Annotated in this window: 20 protein-coding genes; 10 read left to right on the top strand and 10 right to left on the bottom strand. The window is 40.3% G+C overall.

Annotated features, from left to right (window positions below; all coding sequences use genetic code 11):
• Positions 1-16: 16 nt before the first annotated feature.
• Positions 17-535: a low molecular weight protein-tyrosine-phosphatase gene (locus G8D99_RS09260; protein ID WP_166324863.1), complete on the bottom strand. Its 519-nt coding sequence runs from the start codon at positions 533-535 to the stop codon at positions 17-19.
• 112 nt (positions 536-647) lie between these two features.
• Here G8D99_RS09260 and G8D99_RS09265 point away from each other — a divergent pair, with 112 nt between their 5' ends.
• Both G8D99_RS09265 and G8D99_RS09270 read left to right on the top strand, forming a co-directional pair.
• Positions 648-1,805 (top strand): iron-containing alcohol dehydrogenase, encoded by a 1,158-nt coding sequence (locus tag G8D99_RS09265; RefSeq protein WP_166324866.1) that lies wholly within the window; start codon positions 648-650, stop codon positions 1,803-1,805.
• 67 nt (positions 1,806-1,872) lie between these two features.
• Positions 1,873-2,331 (top strand): acyl-CoA thioesterase, encoded by a 459-nt coding sequence (locus G8D99_RS09270; protein ID WP_166324869.1) that lies wholly within the window; start codon positions 1,873-1,875, stop codon positions 2,329-2,331.
• A gap of 22 nt (positions 2,332-2,353) precedes the next feature.
• Here the strand turns inward: G8D99_RS09270 and dnaX are convergent, their stop codons facing one another.
• The 4 genes from dnaX to G8D99_RS09290 form a co-directional block, all read right to left on the bottom strand.
• Positions 2,354-4,651 (bottom strand): DNA polymerase III subunit gamma/tau, encoded by a 2,298-nt coding sequence (gene dnaX, locus G8D99_RS09275; protein ID WP_166324872.1) that lies wholly within the window; start codon positions 4,649-4,651, stop codon positions 2,354-2,356.
• Between the two features lie 232 nt (positions 4,652-4,883).
• The gene (locus G8D99_RS09280) at positions 4,884-6,158 is read right to left on the bottom strand and encodes a serine hydrolase domain-containing protein (RefSeq protein ID WP_166324875.1); all 1,275 of its coding nucleotides are present in this window, start codon (positions 6,156-6,158) and stop codon (positions 4,884-4,886) included.
• A gap of 141 nt (positions 6,159-6,299) precedes the next feature.
• Positions 6,300-7,154 carry a MaoC family dehydratase gene (locus G8D99_RS09285; protein WP_166324878.1) on the bottom strand — a complete coding sequence of 285 codons (855 nt, stop codon included), beginning with the start codon at positions 7,152-7,154 and terminating at the stop codon, positions 6,300-6,302.
• Between the two features lie 140 nt (positions 7,155-7,294).
• A complete protein-coding gene (locus G8D99_RS09290; protein WP_166324881.1) occupies positions 7,295-8,686 on the bottom strand; it encodes a 3-oxoacyl-ACP reductase in 1,392 nt (463 codons plus the stop codon).
• A 238-nt stretch (positions 8,687-8,924) separates the two neighbouring features.
• Between G8D99_RS09290 and G8D99_RS09295 the strand changes: the two genes are divergently transcribed.
• A complete protein-coding gene (locus G8D99_RS09295) occupies positions 8,925-10,451 on the top strand; it encodes an acetyl-CoA C-acetyltransferase (protein ID WP_166324884.1) in 1,527 nt (508 codons plus the stop codon).
• A 121-nt stretch (positions 10,452-10,572) separates the two neighbouring features.
• Here the strand turns inward: G8D99_RS09295 and G8D99_RS09300 are convergent, their stop codons facing one another.
• Both G8D99_RS09300 and aceI read right to left on the bottom strand, forming a co-directional pair.
• The gene (locus G8D99_RS09300; RefSeq protein WP_166324887.1) at positions 10,573-11,292 is read right to left on the bottom strand and encodes a CPBP family intramembrane glutamic endopeptidase; all 720 of its coding nucleotides are present in this window, start codon (positions 11,290-11,292) and stop codon (positions 10,573-10,575) included.
• A 215-nt stretch (positions 11,293-11,507) separates the two neighbouring features.
• Complete coding sequence (gene aceI / locus G8D99_RS09305) at positions 11,508-11,933, bottom strand: chlorhexidine efflux PACE transporter AceI (protein WP_166324890.1); 426 nt, start codon at positions 11,931-11,933, stop codon at positions 11,508-11,510.
• Between the two features lie 102 nt (positions 11,934-12,035).
• Between aceI and aceR the strand changes: the two genes are divergently transcribed.
• The 4 genes from aceR to G8D99_RS09325 all read left to right on the top strand — a co-directional run bounded on the left by aceR (position 12,036) and on the right by G8D99_RS09325 (position 16,073).
• The gene (aceR, locus tag G8D99_RS09310) at positions 12,036-12,926 is read left to right on the top strand and encodes an HTH-type transcriptional regulator AceR (RefSeq protein ID WP_166324893.1); all 891 of its coding nucleotides are present in this window, start codon (positions 12,036-12,038) and stop codon (positions 12,924-12,926) included.
• An 89-nt stretch (positions 12,927-13,015) separates the two neighbouring features.
• Positions 13,016-14,005 carry a transaldolase gene (gene tal, locus G8D99_RS09315; RefSeq protein WP_166324896.1) on the top strand — a complete coding sequence of 330 codons (990 nt, stop codon included), beginning with the start codon at positions 13,016-13,018 and terminating at the stop codon, positions 14,003-14,005.
• 94 nt (positions 14,006-14,099) lie between these two features.
• Entirely contained in the window at positions 14,100-14,750 is a 651-nt protein-coding gene (gene leuE / locus G8D99_RS09320) for a leucine efflux protein LeuE (RefSeq protein WP_166324899.1), read from the top strand.
• 150 nt (positions 14,751-14,900) lie between these two features.
• On the top strand, positions 14,901-16,073 hold the full coding sequence (locus tag G8D99_RS09325; RefSeq protein WP_166324902.1) for a benzoate/H(+) symporter BenE family transporter: 1,173 nt from the start codon (positions 14,901-14,903) through the stop codon (positions 16,071-16,073).
• A gap of 100 nt (positions 16,074-16,173) precedes the next feature.
• Here G8D99_RS09325 and map read toward each other — a convergent pair whose 3' ends face one another.
• On the bottom strand, positions 16,174-16,968 hold the full coding sequence (gene map, locus G8D99_RS09330; RefSeq protein ID WP_166324905.1) for a type I methionyl aminopeptidase: 795 nt from the start codon (positions 16,966-16,968) through the stop codon (positions 16,174-16,176).
• 358 nt (positions 16,969-17,326) lie between these two features.
• Between map and brnQ the strand changes: the two genes are divergently transcribed.
• On the top strand, positions 17,327-18,619 hold the full coding sequence (brnQ, locus tag G8D99_RS09335) for a branched-chain amino acid transport system II carrier protein (protein ID WP_166324908.1): 1,293 nt from the start codon (positions 17,327-17,329) through the stop codon (positions 18,617-18,619).
• Between the two features lie 574 nt (positions 18,620-19,193).
• Positions 19,194-19,445 carry a hypothetical protein gene (locus tag G8D99_RS09340; RefSeq protein ID WP_166324911.1) on the top strand — a complete coding sequence of 84 codons (252 nt, stop codon included), beginning with the start codon at positions 19,194-19,196 and terminating at the stop codon, positions 19,443-19,445.
• A gap of 230 nt (positions 19,446-19,675) precedes the next feature.
• On the opposite strand, the gene G8D99_RS09345 is transcribed toward G8D99_RS09340, so the two are convergent.
• Positions 19,676-20,134: a hypothetical protein gene (locus G8D99_RS09345; protein ID WP_166324914.1), complete on the bottom strand. Its 459-nt coding sequence runs from the start codon at positions 20,132-20,134 to the stop codon at positions 19,676-19,678.
• A gap of 110 nt (positions 20,135-20,244) precedes the next feature.
• Between G8D99_RS09345 and G8D99_RS09350 the strand changes: the two genes are divergently transcribed.
• Positions 20,245-21,105, top strand: coding sequence for an alpha/beta hydrolase family protein (locus G8D99_RS09350; RefSeq protein ID WP_166324917.1), 861 nt, complete (start codon positions 20,245-20,247; stop codon positions 21,103-21,105).
• A 60-nt stretch (positions 21,106-21,165) separates the two neighbouring features.
• On the opposite strand, the gene G8D99_RS09355 is transcribed toward G8D99_RS09350, so the two are convergent.
• Entirely contained in the window at positions 21,166-22,701 is a 1,536-nt protein-coding gene (locus G8D99_RS09355; protein ID WP_166324920.1) for a TerC family protein, read from the bottom strand.
• Between the last annotated feature and the right edge of the window lie 237 nt (positions 22,702-22,938).

Raw genomic sequence — 22,938 nt, forward strand, 5'->3', positions numbered from 1 at the left:
ACGATAAAACTGTGTTTTACACCGCGTCACGATGCACTTTTTGTTTTAAATGCGCTACCCACGCATCACTACTCGATTCACATTGATCAAGCACACGTTCAAAACCTGCATCTCCACCATAGTATGGATCAGGTACAGCTTGCTTTGAAAACTTAGCATCATGCTCACTCATCAAGGCAACTTCAGCACGGAGTTGATGTTGACCATATTTAATGAGGGCTTGCTGTTTTAAAGTTAAAATGTCTTGTAGATTGTCTAGATCCATTGCCAAAATCAAATCAAAATCGACGAAGTCACTCATCAGCAACTGTCGTGCCCTTAACGCAGATAAATCGTAACCGCGTTGAAGTGCATGCTTCTGACTACGTAGATCAGGCGCTTTATTGGGATGATAATTACTGGTTCCGGCAGAATCGACCTGTACTGCTAACTTTTGAGCTTCACAGCGTTGACGCAAGACCACCTCAGCTGTAGGTGAACGACAAATATTTCCAAGGCATACACAGAGAATTTTGTATGGCATTTTCGTTGGCATCACTGTCTCAAAAGCTCATATCTTTTATGGTGGTATATGTTAAGTTATTTGTAGGATGAATCCTATAGACCCCGAAAACAATAATGTTGAATAAATGCCAAAAGGATAGTGTATGAGCCAGTTTCAATTTCAAACCGTGGGAAATATTATTTCAGGGTTAGGCTCAATCCAGCAACTGAGTCCAATTTTAAAAGCACGTTCATTTCAAAAATTATTACTGGTCACGGATGCCGGTATGATTCAGCATCAACTTCATCTTCCGCTACTTGAAATTCTAGACGCAACCCAAACCCCTTTTGTGATTTTCTCAGATGTACAAGCAGATCCACCTGAAGACCTCATTCTTAAAGCGGTCGAATTTGCTAAAAACGAACAAGTAGATGCTGTACTCGGTTTCGGTGGCGGCAGTTCACTCGATGTTGCAAAAGTGATTGCGATACTTTCAGATCCAAATCAAAGCCAAACCATTCAGCACCTTTATGGTGTAGATAATGCCAAAAGCCCAAGACTGCCACTGATTTTAGTACCCACCACTGCCGGTACGGGCTCGGAAGTTACCCCAATCTCGATTGTCACCACCGGCGAAACAACCAAAACAGGCATTGTGTCTCCGATTTTATATGCAGATGTTGCCATTTTAGATGCAACCTTTACCCAAGATCTGCCGGCTCATATTACGGCAGCCACAGGGATTGACGCGATGGTGCATGCCATTGAAGCCTATACTTCAAAAATCAAAAAGAATTTCTATGCAGACCTTTTGGCCAAACAAGCTTTAAGCCTACTCAATCAAAATTTAAAATTGGTTCTGCAAGATGGACACAATCTTGAAGCACGTCAAAACATGTTGCTCGGCTCTATGTTGGCAGGTCAAGCCTTTGCCAATGCGCCAGTCGGTGCGGTACATGCGCTTGCCTATCCTTTAGGGGGTCATTTTCATCTCTCCCATGGACATACCAATGCGCTGGTTCTAGTTGAAGTGTTAAAATTTAATGCTTCAGCAGCCAAACGCTATTATGCGGAATTGATTCAATGGATGGACCCGTATAGTAAGGGCAATACCGATGGACTCTGTGATCTGTTTATCGACCATATGCAAGGTCATTTAGACAATAGCGGTTTAACGTTAAAACTCAGTGAGCTGAATGTTCCCGAAGACAGCTTAGAGAGGTTGGCTGCGGATGCCATGCAACAAACACGCTTATTACAGAACAATCCAAAAGTGTTAGCTCAACAGGATGCCTTAAACATTTATCAAGCGATTTACTAATTTTTGTATTTCTCCTTAGAGCAAAAAATACACCTAGCCTTGAAAACATATAGAACTTAGAACAAACATGATGAAAACAACTCCACGCACCCGCAACCAATACGCCTTTATTTTCCCGATTCAAACCCGTTGGGCAGATAACGACATCTATGGTCATGTCAATAATGTCACCTATTACAGCTACTTTGATACCGCAGCCAATGCACTGCTGATTCAAAACACTGGTTTTGATCTACAACATTCGCCTAGCATAGGCTTAGTGGTCGAGTCGATGTGCACATTTCTTGAAGAATTGAGTTATCCCGAAATCATTGAGGTTGGCGTGGCGATACGTAAGTTGGGCAATTCATCAGTCTGTTATGATCTGGCTATTTTTAAACAAGGCAAAGAACAAGCATCGGCACAAGGTCATTTTGTGCATGTTTTTGTTGACCGCCAAACACGAAAAAGCACCTCGATTTCAGATGAAATGCGAGATGCTTTAAGTAATTATTTGCACGTTGTTGAGAACGAAAGCTCGGCGTAATCAGAATTGATTACACATTTGCTTAAGATTTGAGTTGGATATTATGCAAATCCGCACCAAAACTATGAATCAACCCTTTGACCGCATCTTCATTTTGCAAGAGTTCAGCAGCACGTTCATAGGCACGTTCTTTACGCAGCACTTGCTGATCATAAGGGGTTGCACCTGAAACATCTTGATACTGCACACTAAAACGCGTATTTGACCAATGCTTTTTCAGTTCTGCTTCAAGCGTATCTTGAAATTGGCTTAACAGGGTTTCATATTTCTGCGGAATATTGAAAATCGACTCACCATCAATCTGACCCGTCATTAAACCTTGCTGTGCCAACTCTTGCACTGCCGGAGACAACTCACTGTTACGGAACCAAAATTCCCATTTATCAATGCTCCATTCGCCTTCCAAGACCTGAGGGCTTAACTTCAAAATGTCTTGTGGCATCAAGCCATCAGCCAATGTACCGTTTGGTTTTACAACTTCAGTCACCGTTGCCTGAGCTGCAAGCGCATTTAGACGTTGCATCACGTCATCTTGAACGGCTTCATTCATAGATTCATTACTAATAGCTGAATCTAAATTCGGCTGTAGTTCTGATGAAGTGATATTTGCAGTTTCATGTTCAGCTGATTCAGCTTGCTCAGGATTTAAGAAGAAAATATCTTCAACCTCTGCAGTCGATTGAACTTCAGGCTGCGCTGCGGGTGCATCACCAAATAGACTCAAACTAGGTTCAGCATCGCTCAAGGGTGCGTCATTTAAACCTACTTCAAACTGCGAATTTTGCTTAGGCTCAGATTGTGGCTCAGCTTGTGTTGCCTGATCAGAATATGAAACTTCATCATTTCGAGATGCCGAACACTCCCCTGTAGGCACAGCAAGATCGGATTCTATTTCATCATCAAGAAAATCATCACTGCTTGGCTCATGCGTAGTGCGCTGTTGGCTACCCATCGCAAATTCTTCATCCACATCACTAGCATCATCTGAACCAAATGCTGGATCTGCAAAGTGTGCATCACGATTGATTGTCGTGGTTGCAACAACACTAGGCGCATCTTGAGTTATATCTGCTGTGACAGTCGCAACTGAAACTACGCTTTGCTGTGCATCAAGTCTGTTGTGTTCAGAAGGAGTATCAACAGGGTTAAACTGTGAATCTATCGTGGCTGTAGATGCCGAAATCACCGCTTGTGGCGCTGATGCTGAGGCTTGATGCATCGCTACTTCATTGACCTGTAAAGGTCTGAATGCCAGTAACCGCAGTACGGTCATTTCAAAACCTTGCTCTTGGGTCACTGCCAATTGCAAATCTGCACGACCTTTACATGCAACTTGATAATACAACTGTAAATCTTGCGCAGAAATAAGCGCAGACAACTGCATAATTTTGGCATTGATTTCGGCGCTATATTTCAAGCTTAAATCTGGCAAATATTGCAACAACGCCAACTCATGCAACGTTGAAATAAACTGATCCAACACCAAAGACACATCTAAAGCTTGTTGTCTAAACTGCATCAATAATTGACTAACACGTTGTTGCTGGTTTTGATGAATGGCGAGAATCAAATCAAAGATAATGGTCCGGTCAATCAAGCCCAACATTTCTTTGACATCTTGATGCTTGATCGCACCTTGACCATAGGCAATCGCTTGATCGGTGAGTGACAAGGCATCCCGCAATGAGCCTTGTGCAGATTCAGCAATTTGCCAAATCGCATCCTGCTCAGCAGTAATGTCTTCTTTGGATAAAATATCGGTCAAATGGCTGGTGATTTCATCGACCGCCAATGGACGTAGGGTAAATTGCAAACAGCGTGAAATGACGGTAATCGGCAATTTTTGTGGATCTGTGGTTGCAAATAAGAACTTCACATGCTCTGGTGGTTCTTCTAAAGTTTTCAGCAATGCATTAAAAGAATGCGTTGAAAGCATATGCACTTCATCGATTAAGTAGACCTTAAATCGACCTTGCGTCGGTGCATAAGGCACATTGTCTAAAAGCTCTCGGGTATCTTCTACTTTTGTTCGTGATGCCGCATCAATTTCAATGAGATCGATAAATCGACCTTCATTCACCGCAGTACAGGTTGCACAAACTTCACACGGCGTAGAAGTAATTCCGGTTTCACAATTCAGGCATTTCGCTAAAATACGGGCAATGGTGGTTTTCCCCACTCCACGTGTGCCGGTAAACAGATACGCATGATGTAATCGACCACGCTCTAAAGCGCTCGTTAATGCACGTGATACATGGTTTTGACCAACGAGTTCAATAAAATTGCGTGGACGATATTTACGTGCAAGTACCTGATACATGAATGCTCCCTTTTTACAGGCTTAAGCATACTGTTTTTTTAATCAAGAGTGAATGAAGATTGCAAATTCTCTTGCAAACTGTTGAATAGAAAACCAAGTCTTGTATGTTTAAGCCTGATCTCTTTTCATAAACGAGATAAACGCATATTTTATCCGCATATTCTGAAGTAGATCTGAGATCCCCCACCCAAAATATTTTGTCCAAAATATGCTTACTAATCTATAACCAGATCTAAAACCAGCCTTTATGCCCTTTCAATACCGCATCCGCACAGCGCAAGGTTTCTTGAGTCAGCCCCCACAAACGATAATCTCCAGTAATCGAAGCAGCAGTAAAATTATGCGTATAAGCGAAACTCAATTCACGCTCAGGATCACACCACGCACCAGAGCCGTTATAGCCAATATGCCCAAAGCCTTGTTTGGCGCGCTTGCCCATACTTAGTACACGGTGATAACCCAAACGCCATTTCATTGGAATCGGCATGACACGATCACGTTGATTGTTTTGAATCGTTGCAAGTGTTTTAAATGTTTCAGCATCAATCAAGCTTTGACCCTGCCACTCACCACGATTTGCCAACATGGCATACACTTTTGCCAAACTCCTTGCCGTAAATGCACCATTGGCAGCGGGAATGATCGCTTGAATTGAAGCATCATCAAAAAAACTGAACTCACGCATGCGCTTGGGCACCATGGCATCTAAAAAGTCTTGCGGATCCTGCCCTGACCACTCAATCAATTTTTCTGAAAAATTAAATTTAGGCTGTTTGGTTTTTTTAGCTGGGGGTTTATTATCTGGGGTGTTATTCGGTTGATGATCCACCTGAGGCTTTGGCAATGGTTTGGCTACACGAGCCAATTCAGACTGCGGTACACCAAAGTATGCACCATCCAATTCAAGTGGCTCTACCAAATACTGTTGCATCAACTCTGTTAAAGATTTCTGACTCGCTTTTTCTAAAACTCCACCGACCAACCACCCGAAAGTCAGCGCTTGATAGGCATTCTCTTGACCGATATTAAATCGCGGTTGTGCATTTTCCATAACCTTGAGCATATGTTGCCAATCAGCCATTTCAGCGGCTTTGCTGATGATATTTCGAATATCAAATAAACCACTTTGATGACTCAAAACATGTCTTAAGGTCATTTTGTCTTTGCCATTTTGCGCAAATTCAGGCCAATAGTCAGCAATCGGCTGATCATAGTCAAGCATCCCTTGACTGACCAAGATATGCGCCAATGTGGCAAGCACACCTTTACCTGTGGAATAACAAATTGAGAGCGTGTCTTGCGCCCAAAGTTCAGTATTTGATTTTTGCCCTGTGTAAATATCTGCAACTTTCTCACCACGAAAATAGACCACCAAGGCAGCCCCACCCAAGTGACTGCGTTGATCTTGCAGTCGACTAAATTGTTTTGCGAGATCGATAAATCGAGGATCAACCTCACCCATGTAATTCTGAGTGTTCGCAAAAAGCACTTTTGCAATTGAATTCATGCTACATCCTTATATTTTATTGTTTTTTCCATACACATGCTGTGCGCACAGCATTTATTTGATTGTGAGATTTATACAACTAAAAATCACTGATGAAAATGCTCATAAAAAAGCCCAAATACATGATTTGGGCTTTTTTGATTATAAGCTTGTGATGATTCCGCTCACATGCGGTTTTTGTGATTTTTGATTTCGAATCAAGAGATGTGTTGTGCCCTTATCTTCAGCAGTCAAAAACTCAACTTTGGATGGCAAAAACATCGGCAACTTGAAATAGACATCAGCATCATACGCCTCTGGCAAATTTAAACTTGCCAATGCGCGGGCTTTACTCCACATGCCATGTGCAATGGCTTGTTTAAAACCAAAGGCTTTTGCGGTCAAGGCATGAATATGAATTAAGTTAAAATCACCCGATGACATGGCATATCGGCGACCTGTATTTTCAGCCACATCCCACACTGCTTTTGATTCAAAATTAGGGATTGCTTCTTCTTTCGGTTTTGCCACTGGTGCAGCATCCGTTTTTTGACGTGAAAGATAGGTGGTTAGCCCTTCCATCACCACTTCACCTGCGACCTTAACCGTGGTTAAGAAATCAAATTGTAAGCCTTTGTCATGCGGTTTCAAATCACCAAATTTACAGGCAATGCTTAAATTTTCATTCACGGCAATTTTACGATGTTGTCTCACTTGGTTACGGATATGCACCAAACCCAATAAAGCAAATGGAAATGCTTCAGTGGTCATCATATGCATTTGCAAACTTTGCGAAATCACTGCCAAATAAGTTGCAGGAATAGAACCGTTGTTTTGATAGCCACAAATTTCGTTGTATTTTTTTAAATGTTCTTGATCAACCTTAAATGAATCCACCACATATTCAACTTGTGGCAGAACCTTTTCACCTTTTGGTTTTTTAAAAATCAAACCTTGGATGACTTTTGGATACGCCAAATACGGTTTTGGCAGTTGACTAAAATGGCGAGTATTCATACTGAACCTTTGGAATTTTCTTTATTTATGAGTAAATGGAGTTCTCTCTCGCTTTGGGAGAGAGCTAGAGAGGGTTAATAATATTTCCCTCTAATTTCCCTCTCCTAAGTCCTCTCCCAAAGGGAGAGGAGTTTAATAGATTAAGCCCCGAGCAGACTCTGACCGCAGACACGAACCACATTACCATTTAAGCCTGTAGACGCAGTCGATGCAAATAATGCAATGGTTTCTGCCACATCCACAGGTTGACCGCCTTGACTCATCGAGTTCATACGGCGTCCCGCTTCACGAATCGCAAATGGAATGGCTGCTGTCATTTGCGTTTCAATAAAACCGGGTGCCACCGCATTAATGGTAATGCCTTTTTGCAGTAATGGCGCAGTAAATTTCACCACACCAATCACACCTGCTTTCGATGCAGCATAGTTGGTTTGTCCCAAGTTACCCGCAATCCCTGAAATAGAGGACACACAGACAATACGACCATTTTCATTGATGCCCGCATGTTCAAGCAAGTAATCATTGACACGCTCAATGGCAGATAAGTTAATGTTAATCACCAAATCCCACAGCTCAGGCTTCATATTTGCCAAAGTTTTGTCACGGGTAATGCCTGCATTGTGAATGATGATGTCTACCCCCCCTTTTTGTGCTGCAGCAGCTTTGATTTTTTCACCTGCATCGGCAGCTGTGATATCAATTGCGAGTGTAGAACCGCCAATAGCACTTGCCACACGATCAAGATCCGCTTGCTGTTGTGGTACATCTAGACAAATCACATGCGCACCATCACGCGATAGTACATGCGCAATTGCTTCACCAATCCCGCGACTCGCACCCGTCACCACAGCTGTTTTACCTGCAAGCGGTTTCGCCCAATCCACATCCACCACATTGGCTTTAGCAACACGAATCACTTGACCCGATACATAAGCAGAACGTGGAGAAAGCACAAAGCGTAAAGTGGATTCAATGTTTTGACCTGCATCCTTGTCGACATAGACCAACTGAGCCGCGATGCCCTTTTTAAATTCTTTACCAACAGACTTTACAAAACCCTCAAGCGCACGTTGCGCAATCGCTTGCTTAATGGTCGGTGCTTGCTCAGGCGTTAAACCCACCACAATCACACGACCCGAACTTTGAATTTGGCGTGCAATTGGATTAAAGAAGGCATGCAACTCACTTAATTGTTCTGAGTTTTGAATACCAGATGCATCAAACACCACTGCTTTGAATTTGGACTCTTTATCGCCATCATTGAACGCACTAACACTCAAACCCACTTTAGCAGCCGCTTGCTGAAGCGCTGAATTATTGCCTGCATAGGTATTGGCATGAATGTTACTGAGCACTTGTGCAATATCACCTGTCAGCACGCTATTCGGCGCAGCACCAAACAAAACCGCACCTTGAATCACAGGCGTTGCAGATTGAAAACGGTCTAATTCTAATGGCGATGGCAAACCTAAATTTTTAATGACAAATTTACCAATTGGAGATTTTGAAAAAGCTTGATATTGGTCAGTCATGAATGTGATCTCTCGACAAAATAAATGTTAGTGGACCTAAGTGATCTATGAACTTCAGTGTAATCTCAGATACTTATAATGTAATTGATCCATCTGTTTCAGATAAATAATACTTGAGTTAATCTATGTATGTCTTGACCTGAACGCACTCTTAAATGTCATTATAGTCAATACGACCTGTTTTTGAATGTGTTAATGTTAGCAGCAAGAATATCGTCCACATGCTTGGAAAAGCCTTATGAGCAAAACAACTCAAGAAAATCCAACAGTCGAGAATTCTGCGAAAGAAACTGTGTCAAATACATCAAAGACTCGTGCAAAAACGAGTAAAAGTACCGAAGCAGTTTCTGCCGTCGCAAATACTCCTAAAACGTCGCGTACACGTTCTGCAGCTTCACGCAATAAAAGTACCACTCAAAATACAAAAACAGCTGATACAAAAGCTCAAACACTTACTCAAACTTCCGATGCTCAGGATCAAATTATGAGTCAAAATACCGTTCGCCGTGTTGCTATTATTGGGGGAAATCGTATTCCCTTTGCTCGTTCTAATGGTGCTTACTTTAAAGCGACCAACTCAGATATGCTCACTGCAGCATTAAATGGTTTAGTTGAACGTTTTAATCTACAAGGTCAACGTTTAGGTGAAGTGGTTGCAGGTGCAGTTTTAAAACATAGCCGTGACTTCAACATGACCCGTGAATGTGTATTGGACACCGAGCTTGCACCTGAAACGCCAGCATACGACATTCAACAAGCCTGTGGTACAGGTTTACAAGCGGCTTTTGCTGTTGCCAATAAAATTGCGTTGGGTCAAATTGAAGTCGGCATCGCAGGGGGTGTTGACACTACATCTGATGCCCCAATCGCATTCGGTGATGGTTTACGTAAAGCTTTGCTTGAACTCAACATTGCTAAAACAGCGAAAGACCGTTTAAAAGCACTGACTAAAATCAACGTCAAAGATCTACTTGATGCACCAAAAAATGGTGAACCACGTACAGGTTTATCGATGGGTGATCACCAAGCGATTACCACGCTTGAATGGGGCATTTCACGTGAGGCACAGGATGAACTTGCTGCATCTTCACATCAAAAAATGGCCAAAGCCTACGAAGAAGGTTTCTTTGATGACTTGATCACACCATTTTTAGGTTTAGAACGTGACAATAATTTACGTGCTGATTCGACTGTAGAAAAATTGGCGAAGTTAAAACCTGCCTTTGGTAAAGGCGATGCACGCACCATGACAGCGGGTAACTCTACCCCACTGACCGATGGTGCTTCTGTTGTATTGCTCGCTTCAGAAGAATGGGCAAAAGCCAATGGTCATGAAGTACTGGCTTATTTAAGTTTCTCTGAAACTGCTGCAGTCGATTTTATTGGTAAGAAAGAAGGTCTATTGATGGCACCGGCGTATGCTGTGCCACGTATGCTTGATCGTGCAGGTTTAAAACTTCAAGACTTCGACTACTACGAAATTCATGAAGCCTTTGCTTCACAAGTGCTCTCGACTTTAAAAGCATGGGAAGATCCAAAATTCTGTAAAGAGCGTTTAGGTCTAGATGCTCCACTCGGTTCAATCGATCGATCTAAACTGAATGTTAAAGGTTCATCTTTGGCTGCGGGTCATCCATTTGCAGCAACAGGCGGTCGTATTATTGCGACTGCAGCAAAACTGTTAAATCAAAAAGGTTCAGGTCGCGTACTGGTTTCGATTTGTGCTGCGGGTGGTCAAGGGGTAACGGCGATTATTGAAAAATAATCGAATCCACCCATAAAAAAGCACCGATTCAGGTGCTTTTTTTATTTTCAGACTTACGGTTCATCATGGCATACAACGAGGTTCAACATTTGCACCAAACCATGCCCACTTTGATGTATCACTACAGTGCAAATAATTTCAAAAGAATCACCGCACCCAATGACAGTACTGCATTATTTAGCATATGAATCAATAAAACATGCCAAATATTACGCGTCCATAGGTAGACCACATTCAAAAACAGTCCTGCCACCATAAAGCTAACAGTAGCGATCAAATGGCCATCAAAATTATGATAATGAATCAAACCAAACAATATGGAATTTAACAACACCAAAATTATTCTTATACCAATTTTGGGGACAAACAACTTGTGCAATAAGGTATAGCGAAACACGATGTCTTCAATCAGTGCTGTAAAAATAGGACCCAGTGAAATGAACAGCAATGGAATAAATGCAATCGTTTGAGGATCGATAGGTGCTTCCTCTATTGGATTCACCGAATGATGCATAGGTAAAAAAGCGCGTGTGATGCTGATTAAGCCTTGCAAAACAATAGCGCCTACAATCACCAACAACCAAGACTTTAAGCTTGCCCGATTAAAATACTGCCAATGCCGAATTAACATCTCTTTATAGAGATAACACAGTACTAAGAATAAGCCACCGCGAAAGATACTATCTACGAGTGCAATCTGCGTTGCCTGACTGAAGAGCAGACTCGCCAACCACCCATTCAGCATGATCAAAGGACTTAGTAACAATACAAAGGTGTCTCGATATTGCCATTGTATCTGTTGAGGAAAAGCTTCAGCATGTACGACTTTAAAGTTACTCATATTTTTGATTATTCTATTATCACTATGGATTACATATAAATATGGATTAAATAAAGGGATGCCATTAAGCGCATCCCTTTTATTGGTATTTTTTTGGATCAACATTTGTTTCAAAAAATTTTGATCCACAATATTTTTTTAACTAGACCGATGAAATGAAAGTCTAGATGAACATCTCAGATTAGATCTATTCGATGCTTGAAAAAGTCGCTGAGTTAGGCTGTAACAGGTCTAAGCCCTAATTTGGTCTCGATTAAGTCATAACACCATTGGAAAATAAAGGTATAAACTAGAATACACAGCGTCATACTGAGGTCCGTTAAGATTGCTTGCCAAATCGGCATCTTCAAAGCATACGCCACCATCGGAATCGTCGCCAACATTAAGCCACCTTCAAAACCAATCGCATGGCAAATACGGACTAAAACCGTTCTTTTCAGTTGATGTTTGGCTTCGTATTTTTCAAAAAAATGATTGAAAATCATATTCCAGACCACTGAAGTCACTGCCATCGCAATCCCTAAAGTCCCAGTGACCTCCATAGGGGCTTCAAACACAAAACTCAAGACAACCGCAATAATCACCAGAAGAATCACTTCATAGGTCAGCGCATGAATGATTCTTCTTTTAGATAAAAACATGGAAAAGCTCGTTCATTTTCTTTAGTGATACAATTCTATTTGGAAATATTTGATTAATCGAGTTAGCTTCTTTCAATATTATTGATAGATAAAACTTAAGCTATGAATATCAATCAAGAACAACTAACTATTTTTAAAACTGTGATGACTTTAGGCTCGTTTTCAGCCGCTGCAAGGGCTTTGGGTAAAGTCCCCTCAGCCATCAGCATGTCCATTGCCAACTTAGAGGTCGATTTAAATCTTCAATTGTTTGAACGTGTTGGTCGAGAGCCTAAACCTACACCACAAGCGTTAATTTTATTCGAGAAGACACAAGCCTTGTTAATCGAAATGAATCAATGGAAGCAGCATGCCTATGCACTCAGTGAAGGTTTGGAGTCTTCATTAAACATAGTGGTGGTCTCAGAGCTGTTGCATACCCAATGGACGGAATACATTGCGCTGTTGGAGCAGCAATTTCCAGCACTACAAATCAACATTATTTCAGCCCCACAAGAAGATGCCTTGAAAATGCTATTCAATCAGAGTGTCCAACTTGCGTTTATGTTTGAACGTGAAGTATTGGAAAATAGCGAACAATTTGTCGAAGTGAAACGCGAACAACTCCTTCCTGTGATTTCAAATCAACATCCATTGGCAGAATTCGATCAAGTCAGTTTTGAACAGATTCGACAGCATCGTCAGATTGTGGTGGCGAGTCGGGATAAAAGCATTAAACCTGAATTATTGTTTTCGAAGGATTATTGGCGCACAGACAACCACCATTCAGCCTCAATGATTATTTTAGAAAATTTAGCATGGGGTGTTTTACCCTTTCAAATGTTTGAAGAAAATCCTTTGCTAAAAGAAAAACTCAAAGTCCTCAAACTTTCAGATTTCACCCCGAAATTTGAATATTATGTCGATTTGGTCTGGAGCCGAGAAAGTCAGTTGGGTGCAGCTGCTCGTTTTTTGATTAATCACATCAGAAATCAGCGTATTTCTGTAAAATAATGCTGATTTCGAGTGTATATACGGATGATATAAAATCATCCTGTGATATAAATAATCCAACAAGTATTTTAACCAAGAATTAGATCGTAATGACACAATCAGCATTAAACCAACTCAAAGCCTTAACAACAATCGTTGCCGATACAGGTGATTTAAATGCCATTCAACAGTTTCGCCCTTTGGATGCAACCACTAATCCTTCATTAATTACCGCTGCTGCATCGCTCCCTGAAAATAAGCAACTGTTAAAAGATGCCTTTGCTCAAGCCAAATCTGAAGGCTATCAAAGCGATGAATTGATTGAACGCACTATTGATATTTTAACCGTCAAACTGGGTGCTGAAATTCTAAAAATTGTAGAAGGTCGTGTTTCAACTGAAGTGGATGCTGCCTTGTCTTACGATACTGAAGCCACCATTGATAAAGCCAAAGAACTATTAGCTCTGTATAAAGCCTATGGTGTCGATCAAAACCGTATTTTGATTAAAATTGCATCTACCTGGGAAGGCATACAAGCTGCCAAAGATTTGGAAGCTGAAGGTATTCATTGCAACCTGACGCTCTTATTTGGTTTACACCAAGCCAAAGCCTGCGCAGATGCTAAGGTCACGCTTATCTCACCATTTGTGGGACGCATTTTGGATTGGTATAAAAAAGCGGAAAATGTCGATCATTACAGCATCGATAAAGATCCAGGCGTGCTGTCAGTGAAGCAAATTTATCACTTCTATAAACAGCATGCGGTTAAAACTGAAATTATGGGAGCAAGTTTCCGTAGTGTTGATCAGGTATTGGGACTTGCAGGCTGTGATCTTTTAACAGTTTCACCGAATCTTTTGGCTGATTTAGAAAAAGATCAACGTGTAGTCGAAGCACAGCTTAGCGCTGAACATGCGCAAGCGCATCAAACTCACGACAATAGCCCATTGACTAAAGAACAGTTCAAAGTAGAGCTTGAACAAGATTTAATGGCATTCCAACTGTTACAAAGCGGAATCGATGGCTTTATTAAAGCGCGGGAACAACTGAGCAATTTATTACGTCAATCTTTTGGCGTAGATGCTGAGATTCAAGCCTAAAAAACTTTATCATTACACTCAATCTGATTATGATGAATCGAGTCTTTGGACTCGATTTTTTATTGAATATTCCACGATATAAGCGAGATGCGTTGTGTTCGGCATTACTGACCTGATGACCTATATAATTGGTACTGTGCTGATCATTTTGCTTCCTGGTCCAAACTCCCTCTATGTGATGTCGATTGCCACACGTTATGGGGTCAAGACTGGCTATATCGGTGCTTTGGGGGTATTTTCTGGCGATACGATTTTAATTTTATGTACCGTACTTGGTGCTGCGACCTTATTACATAACTTTCCTTGGATTTTTATTGGATTAAAAATTGTAGGCGCACTGTACCTTGCCTATTTAGGTACGCGCTTGCTGATGGCGGGTTATCAGACTTGGAACAATACAAGTCAAAGCATTCAAAAAAACACTGAAAATGCCAAACCTCAGGCCTTTCACCCTTTTCGTACAGCGCTCATGGTTAGCTTACTCAATCCGAAAGCCATGCTGTTTTATCTGTCTTTCTTTATCCAATTTGTCGATCCTAATTACGCTTATCCCGCTTTAAGCTTCACGTTGCTTGCTATCATTTTACAAATTTTAAGCATGGCCTATTTGAGTGCATTAATTTTTTCAGGGATTAAAATCGCTTCATTTTTTAATACACGCTACAAACTATCTGCCGTTACTGTCGCTTTAGTGGGCTTATTGTTTTGTGGTTTTGGGCTTAAGTTAGCGCTTTCCACCATGTGATGATAATAAAGATGTGATTGATCTAGACTGATAGCAATCGCTGTCATATTTCAGAAATAAGATCTCATTGCTTTTTCTTTCACTTCAAAATAATTCTGCGTATGATGAAAAATAACGCATATTTATAAGATAAAAATTCTGCGACTCATCATGCAAAAACTCATCGACGACTTTTCTATTCCTGCTGTTTTTGCTGGCTTCATTACCTTTCTCATCGGTATTAGTGTTTCTTCGGTCTTGGTCATCCAAGCTGCTCAACATTTGGGTGCCCATCCAGCGCAGATCAGTTCTTGGTTTTGGGCATTGGGACTTAGTATTGGTCTATGTGGACTTTTACTCTCGTGGAAATTTAAATATCCAGTGGTGACCTCTTGGTCGACCGCTGCGCTTGCACTGATCATTGCTACTGCAAATGGCTATAGTCTTAATGAAGCCATTGGGGCTTTTTTAATGTGTGGTTTAATCACGGCAGTGTTTGGATTTATCGGTGCTTTTGAAAAAATCTTGACTTACATACCACAGAGCTTGACCAGTGCCATGCTGGCAGGTGTGTTACTCAAATTCGGGATTTCAATTTTTGCCCATTTGGAAAATGATTGGGGTTTTATTATCTCACTACTCTCAATCTATATTATTTCAAAAAAAGTATTACCCCGTTATTGCATTGTCATTACAGTTTTTTTGGGTTTCGCCATTTGTCCTTTATTTATGCGCTTTAGCATCCCCATACTTAATTGGGGCATTACGCAACCGGTTTGGATGACCCCGCATTTTAGCCTGTCCGCAATCTTAGGTTTAGCGCTCCCTCTATTCATCATCAATATGGCATCCCAATATTTACCCGGTTTAGCCATGATCAAAAGCTATGGCTATCAGCCGCATGTCAAACACTTGGTCGGTTGGACAGGTTTAGCGCAAACCGTGTTTGCACCCTTTGGAGGTTTTTCCACCAATATCGCTGCCATTAGTGCCGCCGTAAGTTTAGATGATCAAGTTCATCCTGATCCTAAAAAACGTTATATTGCCGGCATGAGCTGTGGTTTTTTCTATATTTTAATGGGAATTTTTGCTGCCACGCTGACCAGTATATTGATGTCCATTCCTGAAGTGTTCATCGTTGCACTCGCAGGGATCGCCTTGTTTGGTACCATCAGCCAGAACATTGCCCTTGCCTTTCACGACATCGATGAGCGTGAAGCTGCGCTGATGACCTTTCTTTTCTCAGCTTCTGGCGTGCAATTTTTTGGGATTGGTTCTGCTTTTTGGGGACTGTTATTCGGCTGTGCAGTGCATACACTTTTTAAACTCAAATTAAAAAAATAATCTGAATCACAACTTATATTTTCAGCATTCAATGTCAATCGCAGATCGAATTTTATCTATAAAAAAAGCCGATTTGATGCAATCGGCTTTTTTATTTTATTTAAATAGCAGGATAATCGCCTGTACCTTCAGGCCATGGGGTTAATAGTTCAAACCCTGTATCTGTGACGACCACCATATGTTCCCACTGTGCAGACAACGATTTATCCGCCGTGATCACCGTCCAACCATCCTTAAGTTCTTTAACTCGGGCTTTACCGGCATTGACCATCGGCTCAATGGTAAACACCATACCTTTTTTTAACACCACACCCTGTCCTGGTTGACCATAGTGCAAAACATTCGGTTGTTCATGATAGATCTTACCAATCCCATGACCACAGTATTCACGCACAATGCTATAACCTTCACGCTGTGCAACAGACTGAATAGCATAACCAATATCACCGAGCGTTGCGCCTGGTTTCACCGCATGAATGCCTGCCACCATAGCTTTATAGGTTGTATCGACCAATTTTTTTGCATCAGGTTTGATACTCCCGACATAATACATACGACTGGTATCACCAAAATAACCGTCTTTAATGATTGCAACGTCAATATTGATAATATCGCCGTCTTCTAACACGGTTTTACTCGATGGAATACCATGACACACCACTTCATTCGGTGAAATACACGTGGTCTTGGTATAGCCATAATAACCGACGTTAGCTGGAATCACTTTTAAGGTATTTACAATGAAATCATTGCAGATATCATCCAAATATTCAGTCGTCACGCCCGGCTTGACATATTCACCAATCATTGCCAAAACATCTGCTGCCAAACGACCAGAGATTCGGAGTTTCGCAATATCTTCTTCTGTTTTAATGCTGATTTTGCCAGCCTTCATGGGAATGACCTCTAAATAATTGGAATATATTATATTCCTTTCTTTTATTTTTTCCTTAAAGATGAAATAAAACTCAGTTGTTTTTTCCGTTGAAACTGAGTGATTTTGACGATTATTTAAACACTTAAATTTCAAGCAACTTTTCAGCTTTATGAATTTTACGCATTAAACTTAATACATATAGCGTTATATAAAAAATTAATTAATATTTATCAGCCATATAAGTTTATCAATTTTTTAAATCCTGTTCAAAAACAGACACAAAAACTATTTCCAGTTAAACAGCTTGAGTAAAATAAACTCCAAAAAAGAGATATTTTCTACTAAAATCCCTTTTTTGTTCGAACCATCTCCCTCTATGACGAATCTACGTACACGGGATATTATTGCCTTAGGTTTTATGACCTTTGCACTATTTATTGGTGCGGGCAATATTATTTTCCCACCGATCGTAGCTCAACAAGCAGGTGAACACGTTTGGATTGCTGCATTAGGCTTCTTGGTCACTGCAGTGGGTCTTCCTGTGATTACCATTGTTGCGCTTTCTCGCTTTGAAGGATCGATTCAACTTTTAAGTTCACCCTTGGGTAAAGTTGCAAGTTTAATTTTAACCATTGCATGTTATTTAACGGTTGGTCCTTTATTCGCAACACCCCGTACTGCCACAGTCTCTTATGAAATCGGTTTTTCATCGTATTTCGGTACAGGCAGTAGTAGTTTATTTATCTATAGTTTGATTTATTTCAGTATCGTGACTTTGGTGTCACTGTATCCAAATAAATTACTCGATACCGTCGGTCACTTCCTTGCTCCAGTGAAAATTATTTCATTGGCGATTTTAGGCATTGCAGCCTTTGTGATTCCAACCGGCATCATTCATCCTGCGATTAACAACTATGTATCTAGTCCTGCCTCAGAAGGTCTAGTCAATGGTTATTTAACCATGGACACTTTAGGTGCGCTTGTCTTTGGTATTGTGATCATTAAAGCCATTCATTCGCGTGGCGTAACTGACACCAAACTGGTGACCAAGTATGCAGTCATTGCAAGTTTGATTTCAGGTGTAGGCTTAACTTTGGTGTATTTAAGCTTATTTAAATTGGGCTTAGGTAGTCATGAAGTTGCTCCAAATGCCACCAATGGCGCGGTGATTCTACATGCTTATGTACAACATGCATTTGGTGATACTGGATCATTATTCCTAACGGGCATGATCTTCTTGGCATGTATGGTGACTGCGATTGGTCTCACTTGTGCCTGTGCTGAATATTTCTCGCAACTCACCAAACTCCCTTACAAACTCTTTGTCTTTGTATTGGTCGGTTTCTCTTTGGTGATTTCAAATTTGGGTTTAACCAAACTCATTGCAGTATCTGTACCTGTATTAAGTGCAATTTATCCGCCTGCGATTGTAGTGATTATCATGAGTTTCTTATTGAAATTTATGCATAAACCAAGTGCTGTAATTGCGCCTGTGACAGCCGTTTCGTTGGTTTTCGGTATAATCGACGCGTTAAAAGTCGCTGGTTTCGAGCAATTGTTACCGCAATGGATGACCAATTTGCCTTTGAGTGAACAAAGTCTTGCATGGTTTATTCCATCATTAATCGTATTCATTATTTGCTTCATTATCGATAAAGCAAAAAAATAACAGATTGCGTTATGTGGTTTAACTGAGTTTTACCCAAACTCTGTTAAATTGGTGATCAATAACTGACAGGTTTACCCAACATGCTTTTATTGTTACACCCTTAACCCAATCTTGTTCATATTGATGCTTGATCGGTTCTGAATACGAGGCAGCCTTTGCCAAAATTTTTAGTTCTAGTGCTGTTTTAAAAATAATTCAAATATTTCATTGGTGTCATATTTCAAATATGACAGTCGCCTAAATTCATTCAATGTTCTCTAATTCTTCAAAAATCAAACTTTTCACTTTAATGTGAATATTCTAGCAACCCTTAAAAAATTGTTTAAAAACCGACAATAACGCTTGTTTTGTGGATTAAATCACACTATCTTAGAGTGATCTGACTATTTTTCAAACAGCGCTTCAATATTTCAAAAAAAAGCTAAAAATATGAAATATTGTCATAATACTGTCACAATTAATTTAGATAATAGTAGTATTTGCTCTTGAAATATTCAAAAAATCAGGTATAACTATAATAACAATTCCGACCAATCTTATTTGGATTGATCAAACATCAACAGGAGGGATGGAGATGTTACCATTACATTTCAATAAGCAAGTCTTCATTAGCACCCTGAAGGCAAATAACAATACAGTGGTTTTTTTAAGTACAACCATTGCTTTGATGCTGACATTATTATTACAAGGCACCATTCAAGGTAATCTTAAACCAGAATTTTTCGTCTATGCAGTTGTGGTATCTATGGCGTTTTATGCTTGGGCTTTCATTGACTACAAATTCCGCTCAGTAAAAATTTCAGAACAATCTCTAGAAAACGACTAGAAAATGGATGACTCGTCATCCATTTTCAAACAGTCGAAATCATAACAATAAAAATATACCCATTCATATTCCTCCTTAATCCCCCCATATTTCAGCTCAATGATGAATACAGCTCCTATTTCATTTTTTGCTATTCATTCTTTTTATTGTGCTTTATTAAATAATATTGAAAAAACTCACACACTTTAGCTTAGCTAATTTTTAAATTTTATTCTTGAAATACCCTATTTTTAAAACAAGGTTTTAACTGTGCCGATTAACAGCACACAGGTTGCACCTAATTCCCCCATTACCAATAAAATCATTGCGCTACGCATCATTAGCGTGGGTATTGAAAAACGTCCGAGTTGATGCGGTTGCTTAAATTGATTGTTGGTGTCTTTTAAAAAGCCATGCAGGATATAACTTAAGATGGAAAAACTAAAAAAGAACAGATTAATTACAACACAAATAAAATTAATGAGCGCTGACCACGCAGAACAGTATGCCAATACTGCCAAGATCAGGGTCGCAGGTGCATACAATAAACTACTGCGATGCGCGACATCGACATAATAATGTGATTTCGCATGCGGGCTTTGACTGATCTGAATATACTTCCACACCCCAGTCAACATACCAACCCAAAGAAAAATCCCACTAAATACAATTGCCAATTTTACCGAACATTCCCATTGTTCAATGATCAATTTTCCATCCTTTTATGATTTTATTGATGACTATTTGGTCAGCTTTAAACCCGCAATATCCTGCGAAAGCTGTGTAAATTGAGTTCAATTTGAGTTCATTAATATAACTCATGACTCAAAACTTTAAAAATCTCGATATCTCTTGCGCTCATGGCTACAAATTAAGTGCACGCTTTTATCCAAGCCAAAATGAGCAACACTTAAGTCCGATTTTAATCTGCCCTGCAAACGGGATTGTGAAAGGCTTTTACCATGCATTTGCCTCATGGTTGACTGAACAAGGCCATGCTGTCATGACCTTTGACTTGCGTGGCATCGGTGATTCATTACATAGTGCTTTAAAAAAGTCAAAGGCTAGTATCCAAGATTGGGGACAACTCGATATTCCTGCAGCAATTGATACATTGATTGAAAAAACACAAGCACAACAGGTCACCTTGATTGGGTATAGTGCAGGCGGGCAATTATTAGGTATTGTCCCGAATTACCATAAAGTGAATCAATTAATTGCGATCGCAGGCTCGACCGGTCATGTAAAAGGTTTGAAAGGTCGCACAAAAACACTAGCACCTCTGATGTTTAAGCTGGTCTTTCCGATTTCTCGGATATTCAAAGGCTATGGTGCTACTAAAATGCTCGGCATGGGTGAAAACTTACCCAAAGATGTGGCAAAACAATGGGCGCAGTTTTGCAGCAAACCCGGCTATGTCATGAATGCAATGGGTACAACCATCTTTGATGATTTCCACGAGAAGATTCAAATCCCGATTACGGTGCTATGGGCATCTGATGATGAAATTGCTACGGAAGCCAATGTAAAAGATTTACTCCGACTCTACCCCAATGCAAAAACGACTATGATTGAAGTGAAACCGCAGCAATATCAACATAAAGCAATTGGTCATATGCATATGTTTAGAAAGTCGCATCAAAATATTTGGCCACTGATTAAAGAACAAATTAAGGCTTAGGCTATTGTTGTATCCGCAATAAAAAAGCCTCCAAGAATGGAGGCTTTTTAAGAAACTTCGTTAAGGATGCTGCAGAGAAATTTTTACCGTTTTAATCCGATTTTGATCCATCTCTAACACTTCAAAATACACACCTCGATGCTCAATATGCGTACCTGTTTCGACATGACCTTGGGTTTTATCCAACATTAAACCTGCAACACTGAAATAACCTGAATCTTCTTCAACCAAATCAAGCATACCCAATTCCAGTTCAAGTTGATACAAATCCAACATACCTGAGGCTTTCCAGTTTTGATCATCCAGCTTTATTAGCTCAAGTTGTTCATCCGCATCAGGGAACTCCCCCGCAATCGCTTCAAATACATCAAGCGGCGAAATTAAACCTTGAATACTGCCATATTCATTGGTCACTAAAACTAATGAACCTTTCGAGGTTCTTAAGGTATTGATCGCATCGATGACTTTCATTTTTTCGTAAATGTAAATCGGGCGAATACGCTTTAACAACTTTGCCATCTGCTCAGGTTCATCTAAAGCATCAATCAATTCTTTGGCACGAACGATGGTAATGACTTTGTCTAACTGACCACGACATACGGGAAATAAACTGTGGGGTACAGACAGCACTTGCTCACGGATCACTTCAATATCGTCTTCGATATTGACCCAAGAAATTTGCGTTCGAGGCGTCATGATTGAAGCAACCGGACGCTCAGCCAATGAAAGCACACCACCGACCATATAACGCTCTTCATCACCAAAGGCTTTTTGCACTTCTTCAGCTTCCACAGTACCTACCAAATCTGCGTCCAACTTACTGCCCATGAGTTTTAAAATCGAATCTGCAGTACGGTGACGCAGTGGAATTTTCGCTTCATGCTTGGCAATGTTACGGTTTGAAAATTGATTAAATGCTTCAATTAAAATCGCAACCGCAATACCTGAGTAAATATAGCCTTTAGGAATATGGAAGCCAAAACCTTCAGCAATCAAGCTAATACCAATCAGTAGTAAGAAACTTAAACACAGCACTACAACCGTAGGATGTTTATTCACAAAAGTGGTAATCGGCTTAGAAGCAATCAGCATCACGACCACAGCAATGGTAACTGCAGCCATCATCACATAAATATTATCGACCATACCGACAGCGGTAATGACAGAGTCGATTGAGAATACGGCATCCAACACAATAATTTGTGCGACCACCGCCCAAAAGCCCGCGTAGACCACAGCACCTGAACTTTTCACTTCAGGTTTTCCTTCCATTTTTTCATGAAGTTCGGTGACGGCTTTATACACCAAAAATAGACCACCACCCAACAAAATTAAATCTCGCCCGGAAAAGGACAGATTAAAAATTTCAACAATCGGTTTGGTTAAGGTGACAAGCCAAGAGACGACAGACAACAAGCCTAAACGCATTACAAGCGCAAGCGATAGCCCAATAATGCGCGCTTTATCGCGTTTTTCAGGGGGAAGTTTTTCAGCCAAGATGGCAATAAACACGAGATTGTCGATACCGAGTACAATCTCAATCACAATCAGTGTGATTAAACCAATCCAAATACCGGGATCTAATAAAAATTCCATATTAGATCTCCTTGTTATTCTTATTTAAACAAGACAAACACAACAAACAACACGACGATGGGTCCATAACGGTGACCTTTTCAACTAGATTGCCTAATATTATGCATAATAAAAAGTTTTTGTAATTATTTTTTTAAAAACAATTTAGAATGTTTTGTATGTTTTTCTTACTTTTTATGCGCAAATATCAGTATTAATCTCACTTCTAAGATTTAGGCTTAAGCTGATTGGAAAGCT

This window comes from Acinetobacter lanii, assembly GCF_011578285.1.
Classification (GTDB): Bacteria; Pseudomonadota; Gammaproteobacteria; order Pseudomonadales; family Moraxellaceae; genus Acinetobacter; species Acinetobacter lanii.